Raw genomic sequence first — 17,355 nt, forward strand, 5'->3', positions numbered from 1 at the left:
GGTACCCTGGAGCGCATGTGTGGAATCGTGGGTTACGTCGGGCACCGCAGCGCCCTGGACGTCGTCATGGGCGGGCTGCGTCGCCTCGAGTACCGCGGCTACGACTCCGGCGGAGTCGCGCTGGCCGACCCCGAGACCGGTCAGATCGCCTGGGCCAAGAAGGCGGGCAAGCTCGTCAACCTCGACGGGGTGCTCGCCGAGTCGCCGCTGCCGGAGTCCACCACGGGCATCGGGCACACTCGTTGGGCCACCCACGGCGCGCCCAACGACCGCAACGCGCACCCGCACCTCAGCGAGGACGGTCGCATCGCGGTCGTGCACAACGGGATCATCGAGAACTTCGCCGTGCTCCGGTCCGAGCTGGAGGCCGCCGGGCACGAGATGCAGTCCGACACCGACACCGAGGTCGTGGCCCACCTGCTCTCCGACGAGCTCGTGCGCACGCCCGCCCTCGACGACGCCGTGCGTGCCGTCTGCAACCGGCTCGAGGGTGCCTTCACGCTCGTCATCACCGACGCGCAGCAGCCCGACGTCGTCGTCGGCGCGCGGCGCAACTCCCCGCTCGTGGTCGGGCGGGGCGAGGGCGAGAACTTCCTCGGGTCCGACGTCTCGGCCTTCATCGAGTACACCCGCGAGGCGGTCGAGCTCGGCCAGGACCAGGTCGTCACCATCACCCGCGACGACATGGTGGTCACCGGCTTCGACGGTGCACCGGCCGAGACCACCAGCTACCACGTGGACTGGGACGTCTCGGCGGCCGAGAAGGGCGGCTACGACTGGTTCATGCTCAAGGAGATCGACGAGCAGCCGCAGGCCGTCGCCGAGACCCTGCTCGGCCGCTACAGCCGTGCGGGCCGCCTCCAGCTCGACGAGATGCGCCTCAGCGACGACGAGCTGCGCGACGTCGACAAGATCATCGTCATCGCCTGCGGCACTGCCTCCTACGCCGGACTCGTGGCCAAGTACGCCATCGAGCACTGGACGCGCATCCCGTGCGAGGTCGAGCTCGCCTCGGAGTTCCGGTACCGCGACCCGATCATCGACAAGTCCACGCTCGTCGTGGCGATCAGCCAGTCCGGCGAGACCATGGACACGCTCATGGCCATCCGGTACGCCCGCCAGCAGCGCGCCCGGGTGCTGAGCATCTGCAACACCAACGGCTCCACGATCCCGCGCGAGTCCGACGCGGTCATCTACACCCACGCCGGCCCGGAGGTCGCCGTCGCGTCCACGAAGGGCTTCCTGTCGCAGGTCGTGGCCTGCTACCTGCTGGGTCTGTACCTGGCCCAGGTCAAGGGCACCAAGTACGGCGACGAGATCGACGCCATCATGGGCGCGCTCGAGAAGCTGCCGGCCGGCATCCAGCGGATGCTCGACGAGGGCGACCAGGTGCGCAAGCTCGCCGCGGAGCTGTCGGACCGTCGGTCCGTGCTGTTCCTCGGTCGGCACGTCGGCTACCCCGTGGCGCTCGAGGGGGCGCTCAAGCTCAAGGAGCTGGCGTACCTGCACGCGGAGGGCTTCGCCGCGGGCGAGCTCAAGCACGGCCCGATCGCGCTCATCGAGGACGGCATCCCCGTCTTCGTGGTCGTGCCACCGAAGGCACGCGACCAGCTGCAGGAGAAGATCGTCAGCAACATCCAGGAGGTCCGCGCCCGCGGCGCCCTCACGATCGTGCTGGCCGAGGACGGCGACGACGACGTCGTGCCCTACGCCGACCACCTGATCCGGCTGCCCAAGGTGCCCACGCTGCTCCAGCCCCTCGTGGCCACGGTGCCGCTGCAGATCTTCGCGTGCGAGCTGGCGTCGCTGCTCGGCCACGACGTGGACCAGCCGCGGAACCTCGCCAAGTCGGTCACGGTCGAGTAGGTCGACGGTGTCCGGCATCTGGGGCGTGGGGGTCGACGTCGTCGACCTCGGCCGGTTCGAGCGGACCCTCGAGCGCACGCCCGAGCTGCGTTCGCGACTCTTCACCCCCGCCGAGGCCGTGCTCTCCACCGAGCGCCTGGCGGCACGCTTCGCCGCCAAGGAGGCGTTCGTGAAGGCCCTGCGAGCGCCCGCGGGCATGTCGTGGCAGGACATCGAGGTCGTGCTCGACGAGCACGGCGCTCCGCACCTCTCGCTCTCCGGGGCGGCCGAGGCCCGGGTGGCCGACCTCGGCATCACGCGCGTGCACGTGTCGCTGTCGCACGACACGTCGGTGGCCACGGCGTTCGTCGTGGCGGAATCATGACGGGGGTCATGAGCAGGGGCGTGAGCACGTGCTGAGCGGGCACACCGTCGCGCAGGTGCGCGACGCCGAGGAGCGGCTCGCCCGCGAGACCGGCTGGGACGCGCTCATGCAGCGCGCCGCCCGCGGACTGGCCGACGCCCTCGACGACGTCCCGGCCGGCGACGTCGTGGTGGTGCTCGTCGGTCCCGGCAACAACGGCGGCGACGCCCTGTTCGCGGCAGCCCATCTGCTCGACCGCGGCGTGCGCGTGGACCTCGCGCTGCTCGACCCCGGCGCCGTGCACGCCGAGGGCCTCGCAGCGGCCCGGGCGGCCGGCGCGCAGCACGTCGACGGCCCGGGTGCCCAGCGCTGGTGCCTCGACGCCCTGTTCGGCATCGGTGCCCGTGCCGGCCTCGAGGGTCGGGCCGCGGACTGGGCCCGGTGGACGCACGAGACGTCTGCCCACGTCGTGGCGGTCGACGTCCCCTCCGGCGTCGACGTCGACACGGGAGTTGCCCCGGGCGTGCACGTGCGGGCGGACCGCACGGTCACGTTCGGCACGTACAAGGTCTGCTCCCTGGTCGGGCCGGCCGCCGACGCCGGGGGAGGGGAGCCGCCCCACCTCGTCGACATCGGGCTCGGCCCGCACCTGCCGGGCGCCGCCGTCGAGGCGCTCGAGGTCGGTGACGGCGAGGTGCTGCGACGACACGTGCCCAGCGGGGAGTCCCACAAGTACGCGCGTGGCGTGGTCGGGGTGTCGGCCGGGTCCGACGCCTACGCCGGCGCCGCGCACCTCTGCGTGGCCGGTGCGCAGTCCGGCCTCGCGGGCATGGTGCGGTTCGTGGGCACCGACGCGCTCGCCGCCCGCGTGGTCGACCGGGCGCCAGAGGTCGTGCACGGACGCGGTCGGGTGCAGGCCTGGGTGGTCGGCCCGGGGGCCGGCGACGACGTGGGCGATCAGCTCGCCGCGTGCCTCGACGACGGCGTGCCGCTGGTCGTCGACGCCGGTGCGATCGAGCACCTGCCGCACGACCCCCAGGTGCCGGTGCTGCTCACCCCGCACGCGGGTGAGCTGGCCCGCCTGCTCGACGTCGACCGCGAGACGGTCGAGGCCGATCCTTGGGCGCACGCCGCCACGGCCGCCGACCGCTGGGGGACCACCGTCCTGCTCAAGGGTGCCCGCACCCTCGTCGTCGCCCCGCGGAACGGTTCCGGCGAGCGACGGTGCTCCGTCAACCTGTCCGGGACGCCGTGGCTGGGCACAGCGGGGTCCGGCGACGTGCTGGCCGGCTTCGCGGGGTCGCTGCTGGCCGGCGGGCTCGACCCGTTCGACGCCGGGCGCCTCGCCGCGTTCCTGCACGGAGCGGCGGCCGTGCGGGCGAACCCCGGAGGTCCCGTCGCCGCGTCGGAGGTCGCCGCGGCCCTGCCCACCACCGTGGCGGCGTTCCTCGACGGCACCCTGGTGGAGGTGCGCCGGTGGTGAGCCCGCAGGCCGAGGCGGTCGTCGACCTCGACGCGTACCGCCACAACGTGGCCACCCTCGCGCGGCTCGCTCCGGGAGCGGCGCTCATGGCGGTCGTGAAGGCGGACGCCTACGGCCACGGCATGCTCCCGGTGGCCCGCGCGGCGCGGGAGGCCGGCGCCTCGTGGCTCGGTGTCGCGACGCCCGAGGAGGCGCTCCGGCTGCGCGAGTCCGGCGACACCGGGCCGTTGCTCTGCTGGCTCGCGGCACCCGGCGCCTCCTACGCCGCCGCCGTCGAGCGCGACGTCGAGCTCACCGCGTCGTCGACCGAGCAGCTCGCCGAGATCCTGGCCGACGTGCCCACCGGCCGACGTCCGCGCGTGCAGCTGAAGGTCGACACCGGTCTGGCCCGCAACGGCGCCTTCGGTCCGCAGTGGGACGACCTGGTCGGGGCCGCCGCCTCCGCGCAGGCGTCGGGCCGCGTCGAGGTCACGGGGGTGTGGTCGCACCTCGCCTGTGCCGACGAGCCGAGCCACCGGGCCAACGACCTCCAGGAGGAGGTCTTCCGACAGGCCGTCGAGACCGCGCGGGGTGCCGGCCTCGACCCACGCTGGTGCCACCTGGCCAACTCGGCGGCCCTGCTCACCCGCCCCTCGGCCCACTTCGACCTCGTGCGGCCCGGCATCGCCACCTACGGGATCGCCCCCGACCCCGCCCTCTCCGGGATCGCCGACCTGCGACCGGTGCTCACGCTGCGGGGCAGGCTCGCCGCCGTGAAGCGCGTGCCGGCGGGCACGTCGGTCTCGTACGGCCACACCTGGACCACGGACCGCGAGACCACCTTGGGGCTGGTCCCGCTCGGGTACGGCGACGGCGTGCTCCGCACCGCGTCGGGTCGCGCCGAGGTCGGTTTCGCGGGGGGTCGCGCCCCCGTGGTCGGACGCATCTGCATGGACCAGCTGGTCGTGGACCTGGGCGACCGGGACGCCACCCGCGGCGACGTGGTCACGCTGTTCGGCGCGGAGCCGGGCGCCCCCACCGCGGAGGACTGGGGGAGCGCCGCCGGTACGATCGGGTACGAGGTCGTCACCCGACTGGGCGGCCGCATCGAGCGCACCTACCGAGGCTGAGCCGGACGCACCGTCCGTCGGCCGGCCCACCGAGGACCGTGATGAGCCACCTTCCCGCCCGTCTGACCGCCCTGGCCGCGACCGCCGGGGCCTTCGTGGCGGCCGGGGTCGCCGCGAAGGTCGTCGACACCCGCCGGCGCGAGCACCGACGCGAGCAGCGGGGCGAGGACGTGCCGTTCGGCAGCGTGCACAGCACGCCGCGCACCGTCATCGCCTCCGACGGCGTCGCGCTCAACGTCGAGGTCGACGAGGCACGCACACGCGGCGACGGGACGCCGGCCGGCCGGCACGAGGCGGGCTCCTCGACGCAGGACTCGCCGCTGACCGTGGTGTTCGTGCACGGCTGGGTCTGCACCCTCGACACGTGGCACTACCAGCGCCTGGCGCTCCGCGGCCTCGTGCGCATGGTGTTCTACGACCAGCGCTCGCACGGAGGCTCGGGACGATCGACCCGGCACGGCTCGAGCTTCGAGCAGCTCGCCGACGACCTGCGCACGATCCTCGACGAGGTCGCGCCCGACGGCCCGGTGGTCCTGGTCGGCCACTCCATGGGCGGCATCACCGTCCAGCAGCTGGCCGCCGAGTCACCCTCGCTGTTCGGTGACCGGGTGGTGGGAGCGGTGCTGCTCTCGACGAGCGCCGGTCGTCTCGTGCGCCAGAGCCCGGGGCTGCGCCGGCTGCTGCCGCTGCTGCGGGCGGGAAGCCCGCTGCTCGACTGGGGACGCACCTTCAACAGCTACAGCGTGGTGCGTCGTTGGGCGGTCGGTCCCGACGCGCCGCAGAAGTACGCCGACATGTCCGACGAGATGATCCTGCGGGCGCACACCTCCGTGCTGCTCGACTTCTACCCCGCGTTCGTCGACCTCGACGTGCGGACCGGGGCCAAGGGTCTCGCGCAGGTGCCGGTCGTCGTGGCCTGCGGCACGAAGGACCTGCTCACGCCGATCAGCCATGCCCGGCGCCTGGCCGACGCCATCGACGGTGCCGAGCTCGTGACCCTGGAGGACGCCGGACACATGATCCCGTTCGAGGAGAACGTGGCCGTCACCCGTGCGATCGAGGACGTGCTCGAGGCCGTCGGTCATCCGGTGCGGGAGCAGGACCGCTGATGCGCGCTCTCGACGTCATCGACGCCGGTCCCGAGCACGCCGAGGCCGTCGTCGACATCATCCACCGCTCCTTCAGGGTGCGGCCCGACCTCGACCCGCCGTCGACCGCGCTCGAGGAGACGGTCGAGTCGGTCGCCGAGGTCCTCGGCACGGCCGGCGGGCTGCTGGTGGAGCGTCGAGGCGTTCCCATGGGTGCCCTGCTGTTCGACGAGTCGCGCCCCGGCAAGCTGGGCCTGCGGCGCGTGGCGGTCGACCCCGAGATCCAGTCGCGCGGCGTCGCCTCGGCCATGGTGGGCGTGGCCGAGGACACCGCCGAGGAGCGCGGCAAGGACGGCATCTGGCTGCACGTGCGCGAGGAGCTGCCCGACACGGTGCGGTTCTGGACGCGACGCAAGTACTACCCGGTCGACCAGGAGGGTCCGCTGCTGGTGCTGGGCAAGACGCTCTGGCTCGCCCGCGAGGTCCCGACGCCCGAGGTCATGCACCACCTGGCCGCGCGGGTCGCCGAGCTCGTGCGACCCGGCGACCTGCTGGTCCTCACCGGCGACCTCGGTGCGGGCAAGACCACGTTCACCCAGGGCCTGGGAGCCGCGCTCGACGTCCGCGGACCCATCACGTCGCCCACGTTCGTGCTGGCCCGCACGCACCCGTCGCAGTCCGACGGTCCGGCGCTCGTGCACGTCGACGCGTACCGGCTGGGTGGCGCCGAGGAGGTCGACGACCTCGACCTCGACGCCACGGCCGAGGAGTCGGTGACCGTGGTGGAGTGGGGCGCGGGCATGGCCGAGCAGCTCAACGACAGCTGGCTCTCGGTGAGCATCGAGGTGCGCGGCGCCCGCCCGATCGACCCGCTCGGCACCCAGCACGACGGCGACCACCCCGACGAGGCGGAGCCGCGCGTGGTCACCATCAAGCCGCACGGTCCCCGCTGGGTCGACGTCCCGCTGCGCTCGACCCTGCTCGGCTGAGGTCCTGCTCGGTCTGCGTCTGCGTCGACGCGGCTTCTCGGCGGTCTGAGGCTGCGTTCCTCGGAGGCGGGTGACGCACGTGTCGGAGCCGTCAGAGGTAGGTGGCGCACCTATCGAAGGCGTCGGAGGTAGGCCTCGCACCCGTCCGGGCCGCGGACCGGTGCGTCACCTACCTCTGACCGCCCGGACCGACGAACGATGCTCTCTGCGTGGGGGACCGGTCCACGAGAATGATCGCTGCCCGACGCTGCGGGCGTGCCCCGATGGCCCAGTGGAGTGAGGGTAGGCTCACTCGTGTGCTGCTGCTTGCGATCGACACCTCCGGCCCTGCCGTGAGCGTCGCCGTCCACGACGGCGACGTCGTCGTCGGCCGGGCCGAGGGGGAGGGCACGATGGCGCACGGCGAGCTGCTCGCCCCGGCGATCCGCGACGCCCTCGCCGAGGCCGGTCGGACGGCAGGCGACCTCACCGACGTCGCCGTCGGTGTGGGGCCCGGACCCTTCACCGGACTGCGCGTCGGCATCGTCACCGCGCGCACCCTCGCGTCGACCCTCGGGCTCACGGCCCACGGCGTGTGCTCCCTCGACGCCCTAGCCCTCGCCGCTGCGCTCGACCACGAGCACGTCGTGGCCATCGACGCCCGCCGCAAGGAGGTCTACTGGGCGCGGTACGCGCCCGGTGACGACGGCGTCCTGCGCCGGGTCGACGGCCCGAACGTCGACAAGCCCGCCGAGCTCGCGCGCCTGCTCCCCGACCTGCCCGTGGTCGGACGAGGGGCCCAGCTGTACGCCGACGTGCTCACGGCGCTCGACGGACCGCTCGACGCGTCGGCCGCGGCCCTCGCCGACGGCGTGGTGAGCGGCCAGGTCGAGATCCTGCCCCTGGAGCCGCTCTACCTGCGCCGGCCGGACGCTCGGCCGGCGTCGCCCGTGCGGTGATCCGTCCCGCGGACGACGGCGACCTCGCGGCCCTCGTCGAGCTCGAGCGCGAGGTCTTCGGCCAGGGAGCCTGGTCCGCGGCCACGCTGCGCGAGGAGCTCGCCCTGCCGGACCGGATCGTGCTCGTCGACGAGCACGACGGCGTGACGACCGGCTACGTCGACGTCGGCGTCGTGGCCGACGTCGCCGACCTGCACCGCGTGGTCGTGGACGCGGCGCACCGGCGCCACGGCGTCGCGTCGGGCCTGGTGGGCTCGGCGAGCACGGCGGCCGCCGACCGTGGCGCGACGCGCATGCTGCTCGAGGTCGCCGACGACAACGCCCCTGCGCTCGCCCTGTACGCCGCCCACGGCTTCGAGCCGATCGCACGTCGCCATGGCTACTACGGCCCCGGCCGGGACGCGCTCGTGCTGGAGGCGGCACTCCCCGCGAGCACGCCGGAGTCGTCGCGATGATGGAGGAGATCCGGTCGTGGCCGTGGGCCTGGGCGTGGCTGGCGCTCTTCGCGATCGTGCTGCTGCGCGCCGGCGCCACCTACGGTGTCGGTCGTCTGGTCGCGGCGGGTGTGCTGCGTCGACGCGAGCCCGGCCCCCGGCTGCGCGCGGCCGCCGACCGCGTGGACCGGTGGGGTCCGCCGGTGGTGACCGCCAGCTTCCTGACGGTCGGCGCGCAGACCGTGGTGAACGCCGGCGCCGGTCTCGCCGGCATGACCTGGCCGCGCTACCTCGTCGGGCTGGTCCCCGGTGCCGCGCTGTGGGCGACCGTCTGGAGCACGATCGGCGCCGGCGCGTTCCTCGTGGCGCTGCGCACCGGAAGCGAGCGCGGGGAGGCGGTCGCGGTCGGCTGCGTGGCCCTGGTGCTCGTGGCGGTCGTCGCAGCACTTGCGTCGCGCCGTCGGCGTGGCAGTCTCGAAGCATGACCGACGGACCCATCGATTTCGACGCCCAGGACAACCGCGACGAGTCGGAGGCCCTCGACCAGCTCCAGCCCGACGACACGCTCGTCGACCGAGGGGTCGACGACGTGCTCGACGAGGGCTACTCCCCACCGGAGAAGTGGAGCGCGGGCGAGGGCTTCGGCACCACGCCCGACGAGGCGCTCGAGGGCGAGACCCTCGACCAGCGCGTCGCGCAGGAGGTTCCCGACGTCGACCCCTACGCCGACGTGGACCCCGAGGCCTACGACGACGAGGTGGGCGACGAGCGTTCCGGCCGCCTGGTCGCGCCCGACGAGGGACTCGGCGAGGACACCGAGAAGGCCCTGGTCGGCGACGACGTCGGCATCGACGGTGCTGCCGCCAGCGCCGAGGAGGCCGCCGTGCACGTCGTGGACGACGATCCCGACGACCTGTCCGCCGGCTCGCCCGGGACATGAGAAGCGGGTCCGCGACGACCCCTTCGGTGCACATCTGTGCACTACGCTGACCCGCATGCGCGACATCACCTACCCGCCGGTCATCGTGACGGCCAAGACGCTGTTCAAGCTGCTGGGCATGTCGTTCCAGATGTCCGGCACCGAGCACGTGCCGCGCACCGGGGGAGCGATCCTCGCGGCCAACCACATCGGCTACGTCGACTTCGTCTTCGACGGCCTCGCCACGCAGCCGTCGGGTCGCCTAGTGCGGTTCATGGCGAAGAAGGAGGCCTTCGACCACCCAGTCGGCGGACCGCTCATGCGGTCCTTCCACCACATCGAGGTCGACCGTGACGCCGGACAGGCGTCGTACGACAAGGCCGTCGAGTACGCGCGCTCCGGCGAGATCGTGGGCATCTTCCCCGAGGCGACGATCAGCCGCTCCATGGAGATCAAGGAGCTCAAGACGGGCGCCGTGCGGATGGCCGCGGAGGCGGGCGTCCCGCTCATCCCCATGGTCACGTGGGGCACGCAGCTGCTGAAGACCAAGGGTCACGAGTCCGACATCTGGGGCCGTGGCAAGACGATCGCGCTGCACGTCGGCGAACCGATCCCGGTCACGGGTGAGGACCCGGTGGCCGAGACGCAGGTGCTGCGCGAGGCCATGACGGCGCTGCTCGACAAGGCGATCCGCGAGTACCCGGTCTCCCCGGAGGGTCAGTGGTGGGCCCCGGCCCGCTACGGCGGGACGGCCCCGACGCCGGAGGAGGCGGCCCGGCTGGACGCCGAGGAGAAGGCGCAGAAGGCCGCCCGTCGCGCCGCGAAGCAGGACGGGCAGTCCTCCTGACCGCACCTCGCGGTCCTCGGCGTTCGGCCCAGGACCAGGTCGGCCGCGGGCTCCACGGGGTCTGAGAGACTGGTCGGCGTGACTGAACCGATCGTGCTCGGCATCGAGTCGTCGTGCGACGAGACCGGCGTCGGCATCGTGCGGGGCACCGACCTGCTGGCGCACGCCGTGGCCTCCAGCGTCGAGGAGCACGTGCGATTCGGTGGCGTCGTGCCCGAGGTGGCCAGCCGGGCCCACCTCGAGGCGATGGTGCCCACCCTGGAGCAGGCGTACGCCCAGGCGGGCATCGACGTGCGCGAGGTCGACGCCATCGCCGTCACCTGCGGTCCCGGTCTGAGCGGGGCGCTGCTGGTGGGCGTCGCCGCGGCCAAGGCGCTGGCGATCGCGCACGACAAGCCGCTCTACGGCGTCAACCACCTGGCCGCCCACGTGGCGGTCGACCAGCTCGAGCACGGTCGCTTCGACCGCCGGGTGGCCGCGCTGCTGGTGAGCGGCGGGCACACCGAGATCCTGCTCGTCGACGACATCGCCTCCGACATCACGATGCTCGGCACCACCATCGACGACGCGGCCGGCGAGGCCTTCGACAAGGTGGCGCGGCTGCTGGGCCTGCCGTACCCCGGCGGGCCGCACATCGACCGTGTGGCGCAGGAGGGCGACGGCACGGCCATCCGGTTCCCCCGGGGACTCACGGCCGCCAAGGACGCCGACCGGTACCGCTACGACTTCTCCTTCTCCGGACTCAAGAGCGCCGTGTCCCGGCACGTCCAGCACGAGCAGCGCATGGGGCGCGACATCGACGTCGCCGACGTCGCGGCATCGTTCCAGGACGCCGTGGTCGACGTGCTGACCCGCAAGACCGTGCAGGCGTGCCGCGACCACGACGTCGACACCCTCGTCGTCGGGGGAGGGGTGGCCGCGAACGGGCGGCTGCGCCAGATGGTGCTCGAGCGGGCGTCGGCGGCCGGGATCGAGGTCCGCATCCCGAAGCCGGGTCTGTGCACCGACAACGGCGCGATGGTGGCGGCGCTCGGTGCCGAGGTCGTGTCGCGCGGCATCGCCCCGTCGTCGCTCGACCTCCCCGTCGACTCCAGCCTGCCCGTCACCCGCGTCGTCGCCTGAGCGTCCGCGGCGTGCCTGTGCACGGCTCCCGGCGCGGGGCGGCCGTCTCTGGCAGGCTGGCGCCGTGGCAGTCATCGAGGCACGAGGGCTCGGCAAGTCCTACGGCACCCGTCGCGCGGTCGACGACCTGAGCTTCACCGTGACGCCCGGCAGCGTCACGGGGTTCCTCGGTCCCAACGGCTCGGGCAAGTCCACCACGATGCGGCTCATGCTCGGGCTGGACCGGGGTGAGGGCCGCACCACGTTCGACGGCCGCACCTTCGGCGAGCTCGAGCAGCCCATGCGCCACGTCGGCGCCCTGCTGGAGGCCAAGCCCTTCCACCCCACGCGCCAGGCCCGCCACCACCTGCAGATGCTGGCGGTCGCGAACCGCATCGAGCGGCGTCGCGTCGACGAGGTCCTCGAGCTGGTCGGCCTGACCTCGGTCGCGAAGGGCCGACCCAAGAAGTTCAGCCTCGGCATGGGGCAGCGGCTGGGCATCGCGGCGGCGTTGCTCGGCGACCCGCACACCCTCGTGCTCGACGAGCCCAGCAACGGGCTCGACCCCCAGGGCATCACCTGGCTGCGCCAGCTGCTCCGGCACCTCGCCGGCGAGGGCCGCTCCGTCTTCGTCTCCAGCCACCTGCTGCAGGAGATGGCGCTCCTGGCCGACGAGCTCGTGGTCGTGGGTCGCGGGCGCCTGCTGGCCAACGGTCCCGTGAGCGACTTCGTCGAGCACGGCGGCACGGTCCAGGTGCTGCTGCGCAGCCCCGACCTCCACGTCCTCGCCCCCGTCCTGACCGCCGCCGGGGCCACGCTCACCCCGGACGCCGACGGAGCCCAGGTCGTCTCCGGTCTCGACGCCGCCCGCATCGGCGACCTCGCGCACGAGCACGGCGTGCGCGTGCACGAGCTGTCCACCCGGCGGGCCACGCTGGAGGAGGCCTTCCTCGCGGCCACCGGTCTCGACGAGGAGTACCGAGGCGCGATCGCCGACCCGGGCCACGACCGCGAGGGCGGAGGAGAGCGATGATCGACGCCCTGCGCTACGAGGTGGCGCGCCTGCGCACCATCCGGTCCACCTACTGGATCCTCGGGGTGGCCTTCGCCTTCCAGCTCCTGCTCAGCGTGCTCATCGCCTGGAACCTCCCTGAGACCGGCCCGCTGTCGGGCGGCGACAACACGTTCGCGATCCTCGTGACCGTGGGGGCCTCGCTCGGCTTCGCCCCGCTGTTCATCGCCTACGTCATCGGCCTGCTCGGCGTGTTCTCGATGGGTCACGAGTACCGCCACGGCATGATCCGCGCGACGTTGACCGCCCTGCCGAGCCGCATCTCGGTCATGCTCGCGAAGATCCTCACGACGGCCGTGCTGTCGCTCGTGGCTGCGCTGGTGTGCGTGGGGATCGCGGCCCTCAGCGCCCTGGTGTTCGGGGTCGGCATGCCCACGTTCGAGGGGTTGCGCGACATCGCCCTGGGCACCGTCCTCTACACGACCCTGTTCTCGCTCTCGGGGCTCGCGTTCGCCACGCTGACCCGCAACCAGACGGCGGCCGTGGCCATGCTGCTGCTCATCCCGTCACTCGTCGAGGGCCTCGTGAAGGCGGTCGTCCTCGCGATCAAGGCCGCCTCCGACGACCCCTCGGGCCGTGGCGGGCTCGTCGAGGTGCTGCGCTTCCTGCCCTACGACGCAGGCGGACAGATGTACACGCGCCTCTCCCTGGACAACGCCCTGCAGATCTTCGGCGTCGTCCCGTTCGGTCCGGTCGGGGGCGGTCTGGTCATGGCGGTCTTCGTGGTGGTGCTGCTCGTGCTGGGCACCGTCGCCTTCGTGCGGCGCGACGCCTGACCCAGCCTCCGCGGCGGTTCGGCGCGACGCCCCCCAGACGGTCGATGGACGTCCTCCGGTCGGCCGGAACTCGGGACCTTGCTCCCCTGTCCCCGTGAGCCAGGTCACGTAGACTTTCTCCATGCCACGCACGTCGGAGCCCAGGGCGCACGAGCGGCAGCACGACGTCGCCGTACCGGCGGGCTCCGACCCGGACTCCCTGTCGCGCTGGCTCCGCCGCGCGCACGAGGAGTTCCTGACCTCCGGCACCACCGACGCGCCGGTGCGTTCGGTCGTGCGCGACTCCTGGAAGCGCAGCGTGGCCGGTGGCCTCGACCCCGAGACCGACCTGCCCCGCATCACGCTCGACGACGAGGCCCTGCGCGAGATCCGCGAGCACCACCCGCTGGCCCCCGGCCTGCCGGTCATCCGACGGCTGCTCGTCGAGAGCGCCGCCGACGCCGGGCTGCTCGTGGCGGTCAGCGACGCGGCCGGTCAGCTGCTGTGGGTCGAGGGGTCGTCGGGCCTGCGCTCCCGGGCCGAGGCGATGCACTTCATGCCCGGCGCCGACTGGAGCGAGACGAGCGCCGGTACCAACGCGCCCGGCACCGCCCTGGCGATCGACCGGCCCGTGCAGATCTTCGGTCCCGAGCACCTCGGGCGCCAGGTCACGCCCTGGAGCTGTTCGGCGGCTCCCATCCACGACCCCGACACCGGTGCGATCCTCGGTGTCCTCGACGTGACCGGCGGAGCCGAGGTGGCCACCGCGCAGGGGCTGGGCTTCGTCCGCGCGACGGCTGCGGCCGTGGAGGCGGAGCTGCGGATCGCCCGGCTCCAGCCGAGCGCGTCGCCGCTGCAGGTCTCGAGCGGCTGGTCCGCCCCCAGGCTCGACGTGCTCGGCGTGCACGGCGCCACCTTGCAGGTCGGTCCGCTCACGTCGCGGCTCAGCGGACGCCACAGCGAGCTCCTGCTGCTGCTGACGCGGGCGCCCGACGGGCTCACCGCGGCCGAGCTGGGCGTGGCGCTGAGCGACGACGACCAGGCGCCGGTCACCATCCGTGCCGAGCTGTCGCGCCTGCGCGGGGTGCTCGGGCCCCTGGAGCTCGCGTCGCGGCCCTACCGTCTGCGCACGGCGGTGCGCACCGACGTCGACGAGGTGCGCGACCTGCTGCGCGACGGTCGGCTGCGCAGCGCCGTGGCGGCCTACCGCGGGCCGGTGCTGCCGGCCTCGACCGCCCCGGCGGTCGAGGAGCTGCGCGACGACCTGCACCTCGAGCTGGTCTCGGCCCTGCTGGCCAGCGACGACGCCGACGCCGTCCTGTCGTTCGCCGACACCCCGCACGGTCGTGACGACCTCGGGGTCTGGTCGCGGGCGCTGGAGATCCTCCCGACGACGTCGCCCCGCTACGCGCAGGTCGCGGCCCACGTCGAGAAGCTCGACCGCGCGTTCGGCTGAGGGGGCGAGCTGCGGCTGGGTCTCCGCCCGCTGCTGCGATGCTGTGGCTGCGCGTTCTCCCGCGGCTGCGTCGCTGTGGCTTCGCGTCGGGTCGGTCTCCGAAAAGTGCCTCGACCGGAACGGTGGGTCTCGGCCCGGCTGGGTCTGCGGGGCGCGGCCACGATTCTCCCTCTGCGCGGGATCCACGCACGGTTCTTCCTTCGCGTGGACCGTGCCACGCGAAGGAAGAATCGTGGCGACGAAATGGGGCCCGTACGGGCAGGGATTCTCCCTTCTCGTGGACCGTCCCGCGCGAAGGGAGAACCCCTGCCCACCCGCCGCGTACCGAAGCCCCGCTGGACGCAGGATTCTGCCTTCGCGCGCGGAAGCCCGAACGATGCTGCGTTGGTGGCGGGATCCGACCACGAACGCAGCATCCTTCGCCCTCTCACGCACGAACGCAGAATCTTGCGTCCCCCGAGCCGCGCTCCGAGTGCCCACCCGACCCGGTACCCATCCCGCCGGTCGAGGCCCTTTCGGAGACCGACCCGCCTCGCAGCCACAGCGACGCAGCCGCAGGTCGAAGCCCCACTCGCGGGAGCGCAGCCGCAGGGGAAGACCCACTCGCGGGAGCGCAGCCGCAGGGGAAGCCCCACTCGCGGGAGCGCAGCCGCAGGTCGAACCCCACCCGCGGGAGCGCAGCAGCAACCGAAGACCCACCCAGATCGACGCAGCAGCGGCCGGGGCAACCACCCCGCAACGTCGACACAACGTCGTTGCAACGATCCTGTGACTAGCGTCACGCCCACCTGATCCCACCCCCTCCGAGGAGCCACCATGAGCGTGTTCGCCCAGCCCGGTACCGACGGTTCCGTCGTCACCTACAAGTCGCGCTACGACCACTGGATCGGCGGCGAGTACAAGGCCCCCGCGAATGGCCAGTACTTCGAGAACGTCTCGCCGGTCAACGGCAAGGTCTTCTGCGAGATCGCCCGCGGGACCGCCAAGGACATCGAGGCCGCCCTCGACGCCGCCCACGCCGCCGCACCCGCGTGGGGCAAGACGTCCGTGGCCGAGCGTGCCGTCGTCCTCAACAAGATCGCCGACCGCATCGAGCAGAATCTCGAGATGCTCGCTGTGGGCGAGACGTGGGACAACGGCAAGCCGGTCCGCGAGACCATGGCCGCCGACCTCCCGCTCGCCGTCGACCACTTCCGGTACTTCGCCGGCGCGATCCGGGCCCAGGAGGGCCACCTGTCGCAGATCGACGACGACACCGTGGCCTACCACTTCCAGGAGCCGCTGGGCGTCGTCGGCCAGATCATCCCGTGGAACTTCCCGATCCTCATGGCCGTCTGGAAGCTGGCACCCGCGCTGGCCGCCGGCAACGCCGTGGTCATCAAGCCCGCCGAGCAGACGCCGGCCTCGATCATGCTGCTGATGGAGCTGATCGCCGACCTGCTGCCCCCGGGCGTCGTCAACGTGGTCAACGGCTTCGGCACCGAGGCCGGGGCCCCGCTTGCCTCCTCCAGCCGGATCCGCAAGATCGCCTTCACCGGCGAGACCACCACGGGCCGGCTGATCATGCAGATGGCCAGCCAGAACCTCATCCCCGTCACGCTGGAGCTCGGCGGCAAGAGCCCCAACGTCTTCTTCGAGGACGTCGCGGCCAAGGACGACGCGTTCTACGACAAGGCGCTCGAGGGCTTCACGATGTTCGCCCTCAACCAGGGCGAGGTCTGCACCTGCCCGAGCCGCGCACTGATCCAGAACTCGATCCTCGAGCAGTTCCTGCCCGCCGCCACCGAGCGGACCAAGCAGATCAAGCAGGGCAACCCGCTCGACACCGACACGATGATCGGCGCGCAGGCCAGCAACGACCAGCTGGAGAAGATCCTCAGCTACTTCGAGATCGGCGTGCAGGAGGGTGCTCGCATCATCACCGGTGGCGAGCGGGTGGACCTCGGCGGCGACCTGTCGGGCGGCTACTACGTGGCGCCGACGATCTTCCAGGGCCACAACAAGATGCGGGTCTTCCAGGAGGAGATCTTCGGCCCCGTCGTCTCGGTCACCGGGTTCGACGGCTACGACGACGCCATGAGCATCGCCAACGACACGCTCTACGGCCTCGGCGCCGCGGTGTGGTCGCGCGACACCAACACGGCGTACCGCGCCGGTCGTGACATCCAGGCGGGCCGCGTGTGGACGAACAACTACCACGCGTACCCGGCGCACGCCGCCTTCGGTGGCTACAAGTCCTCCGGCATCGGCCGCGAGAACCACCTGATGATGCTCGACCACTACCAGCAGACGAAGAACCTGCTGGTGAGCTACTCCAACAACGCCCAGGGCTTCTTCTGAGCCGACAGCACTGACGCCTCGAGGTCCGGCCGCAGGGTCGGACCTCGAGGTCGTCCTCCATCCGTCCCACCCGAAGGAGCCGTCATGACCGTCGAGCGCATCGCGATGACCGAGAAGGCCGCCGACCTCCTGCGCGAGCTCCGGACGTCGCACGGCAAGCCCCTGATGTTCCACCAGTCGGGCGGCTGCTGCGACGGGTCGGCACCCATGTGCTTCACCCAGGGCTTCTACATCGTGGGGCCCACCGACGTGCACCTCGGCGACCTCGACATCGGTCCCGAGCCGGGCATCGACGAGGCCGGCGTGGTGCCGGTGCACATCTCGCGCGAGCAGTTCAACTACTGGTCGCACACCCACATCACGATCGACGTGGTGCCCGGGCGCGGTGCCGGCTTCTCGATCGAGGGGCCCACGGGCAAGCGGTTCATCATCCGCTCGCGCATCTTCACCGAGGAGGAGACCGCAGCCCTGGTGCCGGTGGTCTGAGCCGCGGCTCACAGCGCGGATCTCGGCATTGTCGGTGCACGACCTCCACCGACGTGGCACGGTCGGTCGGTGACCTGGACGACCGCTGCCCGACGACTGGTCGCGCTCGTGATCGTCCCGGTGGCGGTC

General features: G+C 72.5%; 17 protein-coding genes. All 17 read left to right on the forward strand.

Going from position 1 to position 17,355, the window contains the following annotated elements; genetic code table 11:
• The first annotated feature begins 15 nt into the window (after positions 1-15).
• The 17 genes from glmS (at position 16) to ASF37_RS09945 (ending at position 17,226) form a co-directional block, all read left to right on the forward strand.
• A complete protein-coding gene (gene glmS / locus ASF37_RS09865) occupies positions 16-1,866 on the forward strand; it encodes a glutamine--fructose-6-phosphate transaminase (isomerizing) (RefSeq protein WP_055964406.1) in 1,851 nt (616 codons plus the stop codon).
• A 7-nt stretch (positions 1,867-1,873) separates the two neighbouring features.
• Positions 1,874-2,230, forward strand: coding sequence for a holo-ACP synthase (locus tag ASF37_RS09870; RefSeq protein WP_056553472.1), 357 nt, complete (start codon positions 1,874-1,876; stop codon positions 2,228-2,230).
• Between the two features lie 28 nt (positions 2,231-2,258).
• Positions 2,259-3,692, forward strand: a complete 1,434-nt coding sequence (locus tag ASF37_RS09875; protein ID WP_056575493.1) for a bifunctional ADP-dependent NAD(P)H-hydrate dehydratase/NAD(P)H-hydrate epimerase — start codon at positions 2,259-2,261, stop codon at positions 3,690-3,692.
• A complete protein-coding gene (alr, locus tag ASF37_RS09880) occupies positions 3,686-4,801 on the forward strand; it encodes an alanine racemase (RefSeq protein ID WP_056575498.1) in 1,116 nt (371 codons plus the stop codon). Before ASF37_RS09875 ends, alr begins: the two co-directional genes overlap by 7 nt.
• Before the next feature lie 41 nt (positions 4,802-4,842).
• Positions 4,843-5,910 (forward strand): alpha/beta fold hydrolase, encoded by a 1,068-nt coding sequence (locus tag ASF37_RS09885; RefSeq protein WP_055964416.1) that lies wholly within the window; start codon positions 4,843-4,845, stop codon positions 5,908-5,910.
• Positions 5,910-6,878, forward strand: coding sequence for a tRNA (adenosine(37)-N6)-threonylcarbamoyltransferase complex ATPase subunit type 1 TsaE (tsaE, locus tag ASF37_RS09890; RefSeq protein WP_055964419.1), 969 nt, complete (start codon positions 5,910-5,912; stop codon positions 6,876-6,878). Before ASF37_RS09885 ends, tsaE begins: the two co-directional genes overlap by 1 nt.
• Positions 6,879-7,174: 296 nt before the next feature.
• Entirely contained in the window at positions 7,175-7,816 is a 642-nt protein-coding gene (tsaB, locus tag ASF37_RS09895) for a tRNA (adenosine(37)-N6)-threonylcarbamoyltransferase complex dimerization subunit type 1 TsaB (protein WP_055964423.1), read from the forward strand.
• A complete protein-coding gene (locus ASF37_RS09900) occupies positions 7,813-8,271 on the forward strand; it encodes a GNAT family N-acetyltransferase (RefSeq protein ID WP_055964426.1) in 459 nt (152 codons plus the stop codon). Before tsaB ends, ASF37_RS09900 begins: the two co-directional genes overlap by 4 nt.
• Positions 8,268-8,735, forward strand: coding sequence for a DedA family protein (locus ASF37_RS09905; protein ID WP_055964429.1), 468 nt, complete (start codon positions 8,268-8,270; stop codon positions 8,733-8,735). The genes ASF37_RS09900 and ASF37_RS09905 overlap by 4 nt, the downstream gene beginning before the upstream one ends.
• Entirely contained in the window at positions 8,732-9,190 is a 459-nt protein-coding gene (locus ASF37_RS09910; RefSeq protein ID WP_055964432.1) for a DUF5709 domain-containing protein, read from the forward strand. The genes ASF37_RS09905 and ASF37_RS09910 overlap by 4 nt, the downstream gene beginning before the upstream one ends.
• Positions 9,191-9,245: 55 nt before the next feature.
• Positions 9,246-10,016, forward strand: a complete 771-nt coding sequence (locus ASF37_RS09915; protein ID WP_055964435.1) for a 1-acyl-sn-glycerol-3-phosphate acyltransferase — start codon at positions 9,246-9,248, stop codon at positions 10,014-10,016.
• 78 nt (positions 10,017-10,094) lie between these two features.
• Positions 10,095-11,138, forward strand: coding sequence for a tRNA (adenosine(37)-N6)-threonylcarbamoyltransferase complex transferase subunit TsaD (gene tsaD / locus ASF37_RS09920; RefSeq protein ID WP_055964438.1), 1,044 nt, complete (start codon positions 10,095-10,097; stop codon positions 11,136-11,138).
• Positions 11,139-11,202: 64 nt separating this feature from the next.
• A complete protein-coding gene (locus ASF37_RS09925) occupies positions 11,203-12,150 on the forward strand; it encodes an ATP-binding cassette domain-containing protein (RefSeq protein WP_055964441.1) in 948 nt (315 codons plus the stop codon).
• Complete coding sequence (locus ASF37_RS09930) at positions 12,147-12,965, forward strand: ABC transporter permease (protein ID WP_056575513.1); 819 nt, start codon at positions 12,147-12,149, stop codon at positions 12,963-12,965. The genes ASF37_RS09925 and ASF37_RS09930 overlap by 4 nt, the downstream gene beginning before the upstream one ends.
• A gap of 121 nt (positions 12,966-13,086) precedes the next feature.
• The gene (locus tag ASF37_RS09935; RefSeq protein ID WP_055964447.1) at positions 13,087-14,400 is read left to right on the forward strand and encodes a GAF domain-containing protein; all 1,314 of its coding nucleotides are present in this window, start codon (positions 13,087-13,089) and stop codon (positions 14,398-14,400) included.
• Between the two features lie 816 nt (positions 14,401-15,216).
• Positions 15,217-16,740 carry an aldehyde dehydrogenase family protein gene (locus ASF37_RS09940; RefSeq protein WP_056580027.1) on the forward strand — a complete coding sequence of 508 codons (1,524 nt, stop codon included), beginning with the start codon at positions 15,217-15,219 and terminating at the stop codon, positions 16,738-16,740.
• An 84-nt stretch (positions 16,741-16,824) separates the two neighbouring features.
• Positions 16,825-17,226, forward strand: a complete 402-nt coding sequence (locus tag ASF37_RS09945) for a DUF779 domain-containing protein (protein ID WP_055964453.1) — start codon at positions 16,825-16,827, stop codon at positions 17,224-17,226.
• Positions 17,227-17,355 lie beyond the last annotated feature (129 nt).

The organism is Aeromicrobium sp. Leaf289, from assembly GCF_001423335.1.
Classification (GTDB): domain Bacteria; phylum Actinomycetota; class Actinomycetes; order Propionibacteriales; family Nocardioidaceae; genus Aeromicrobium.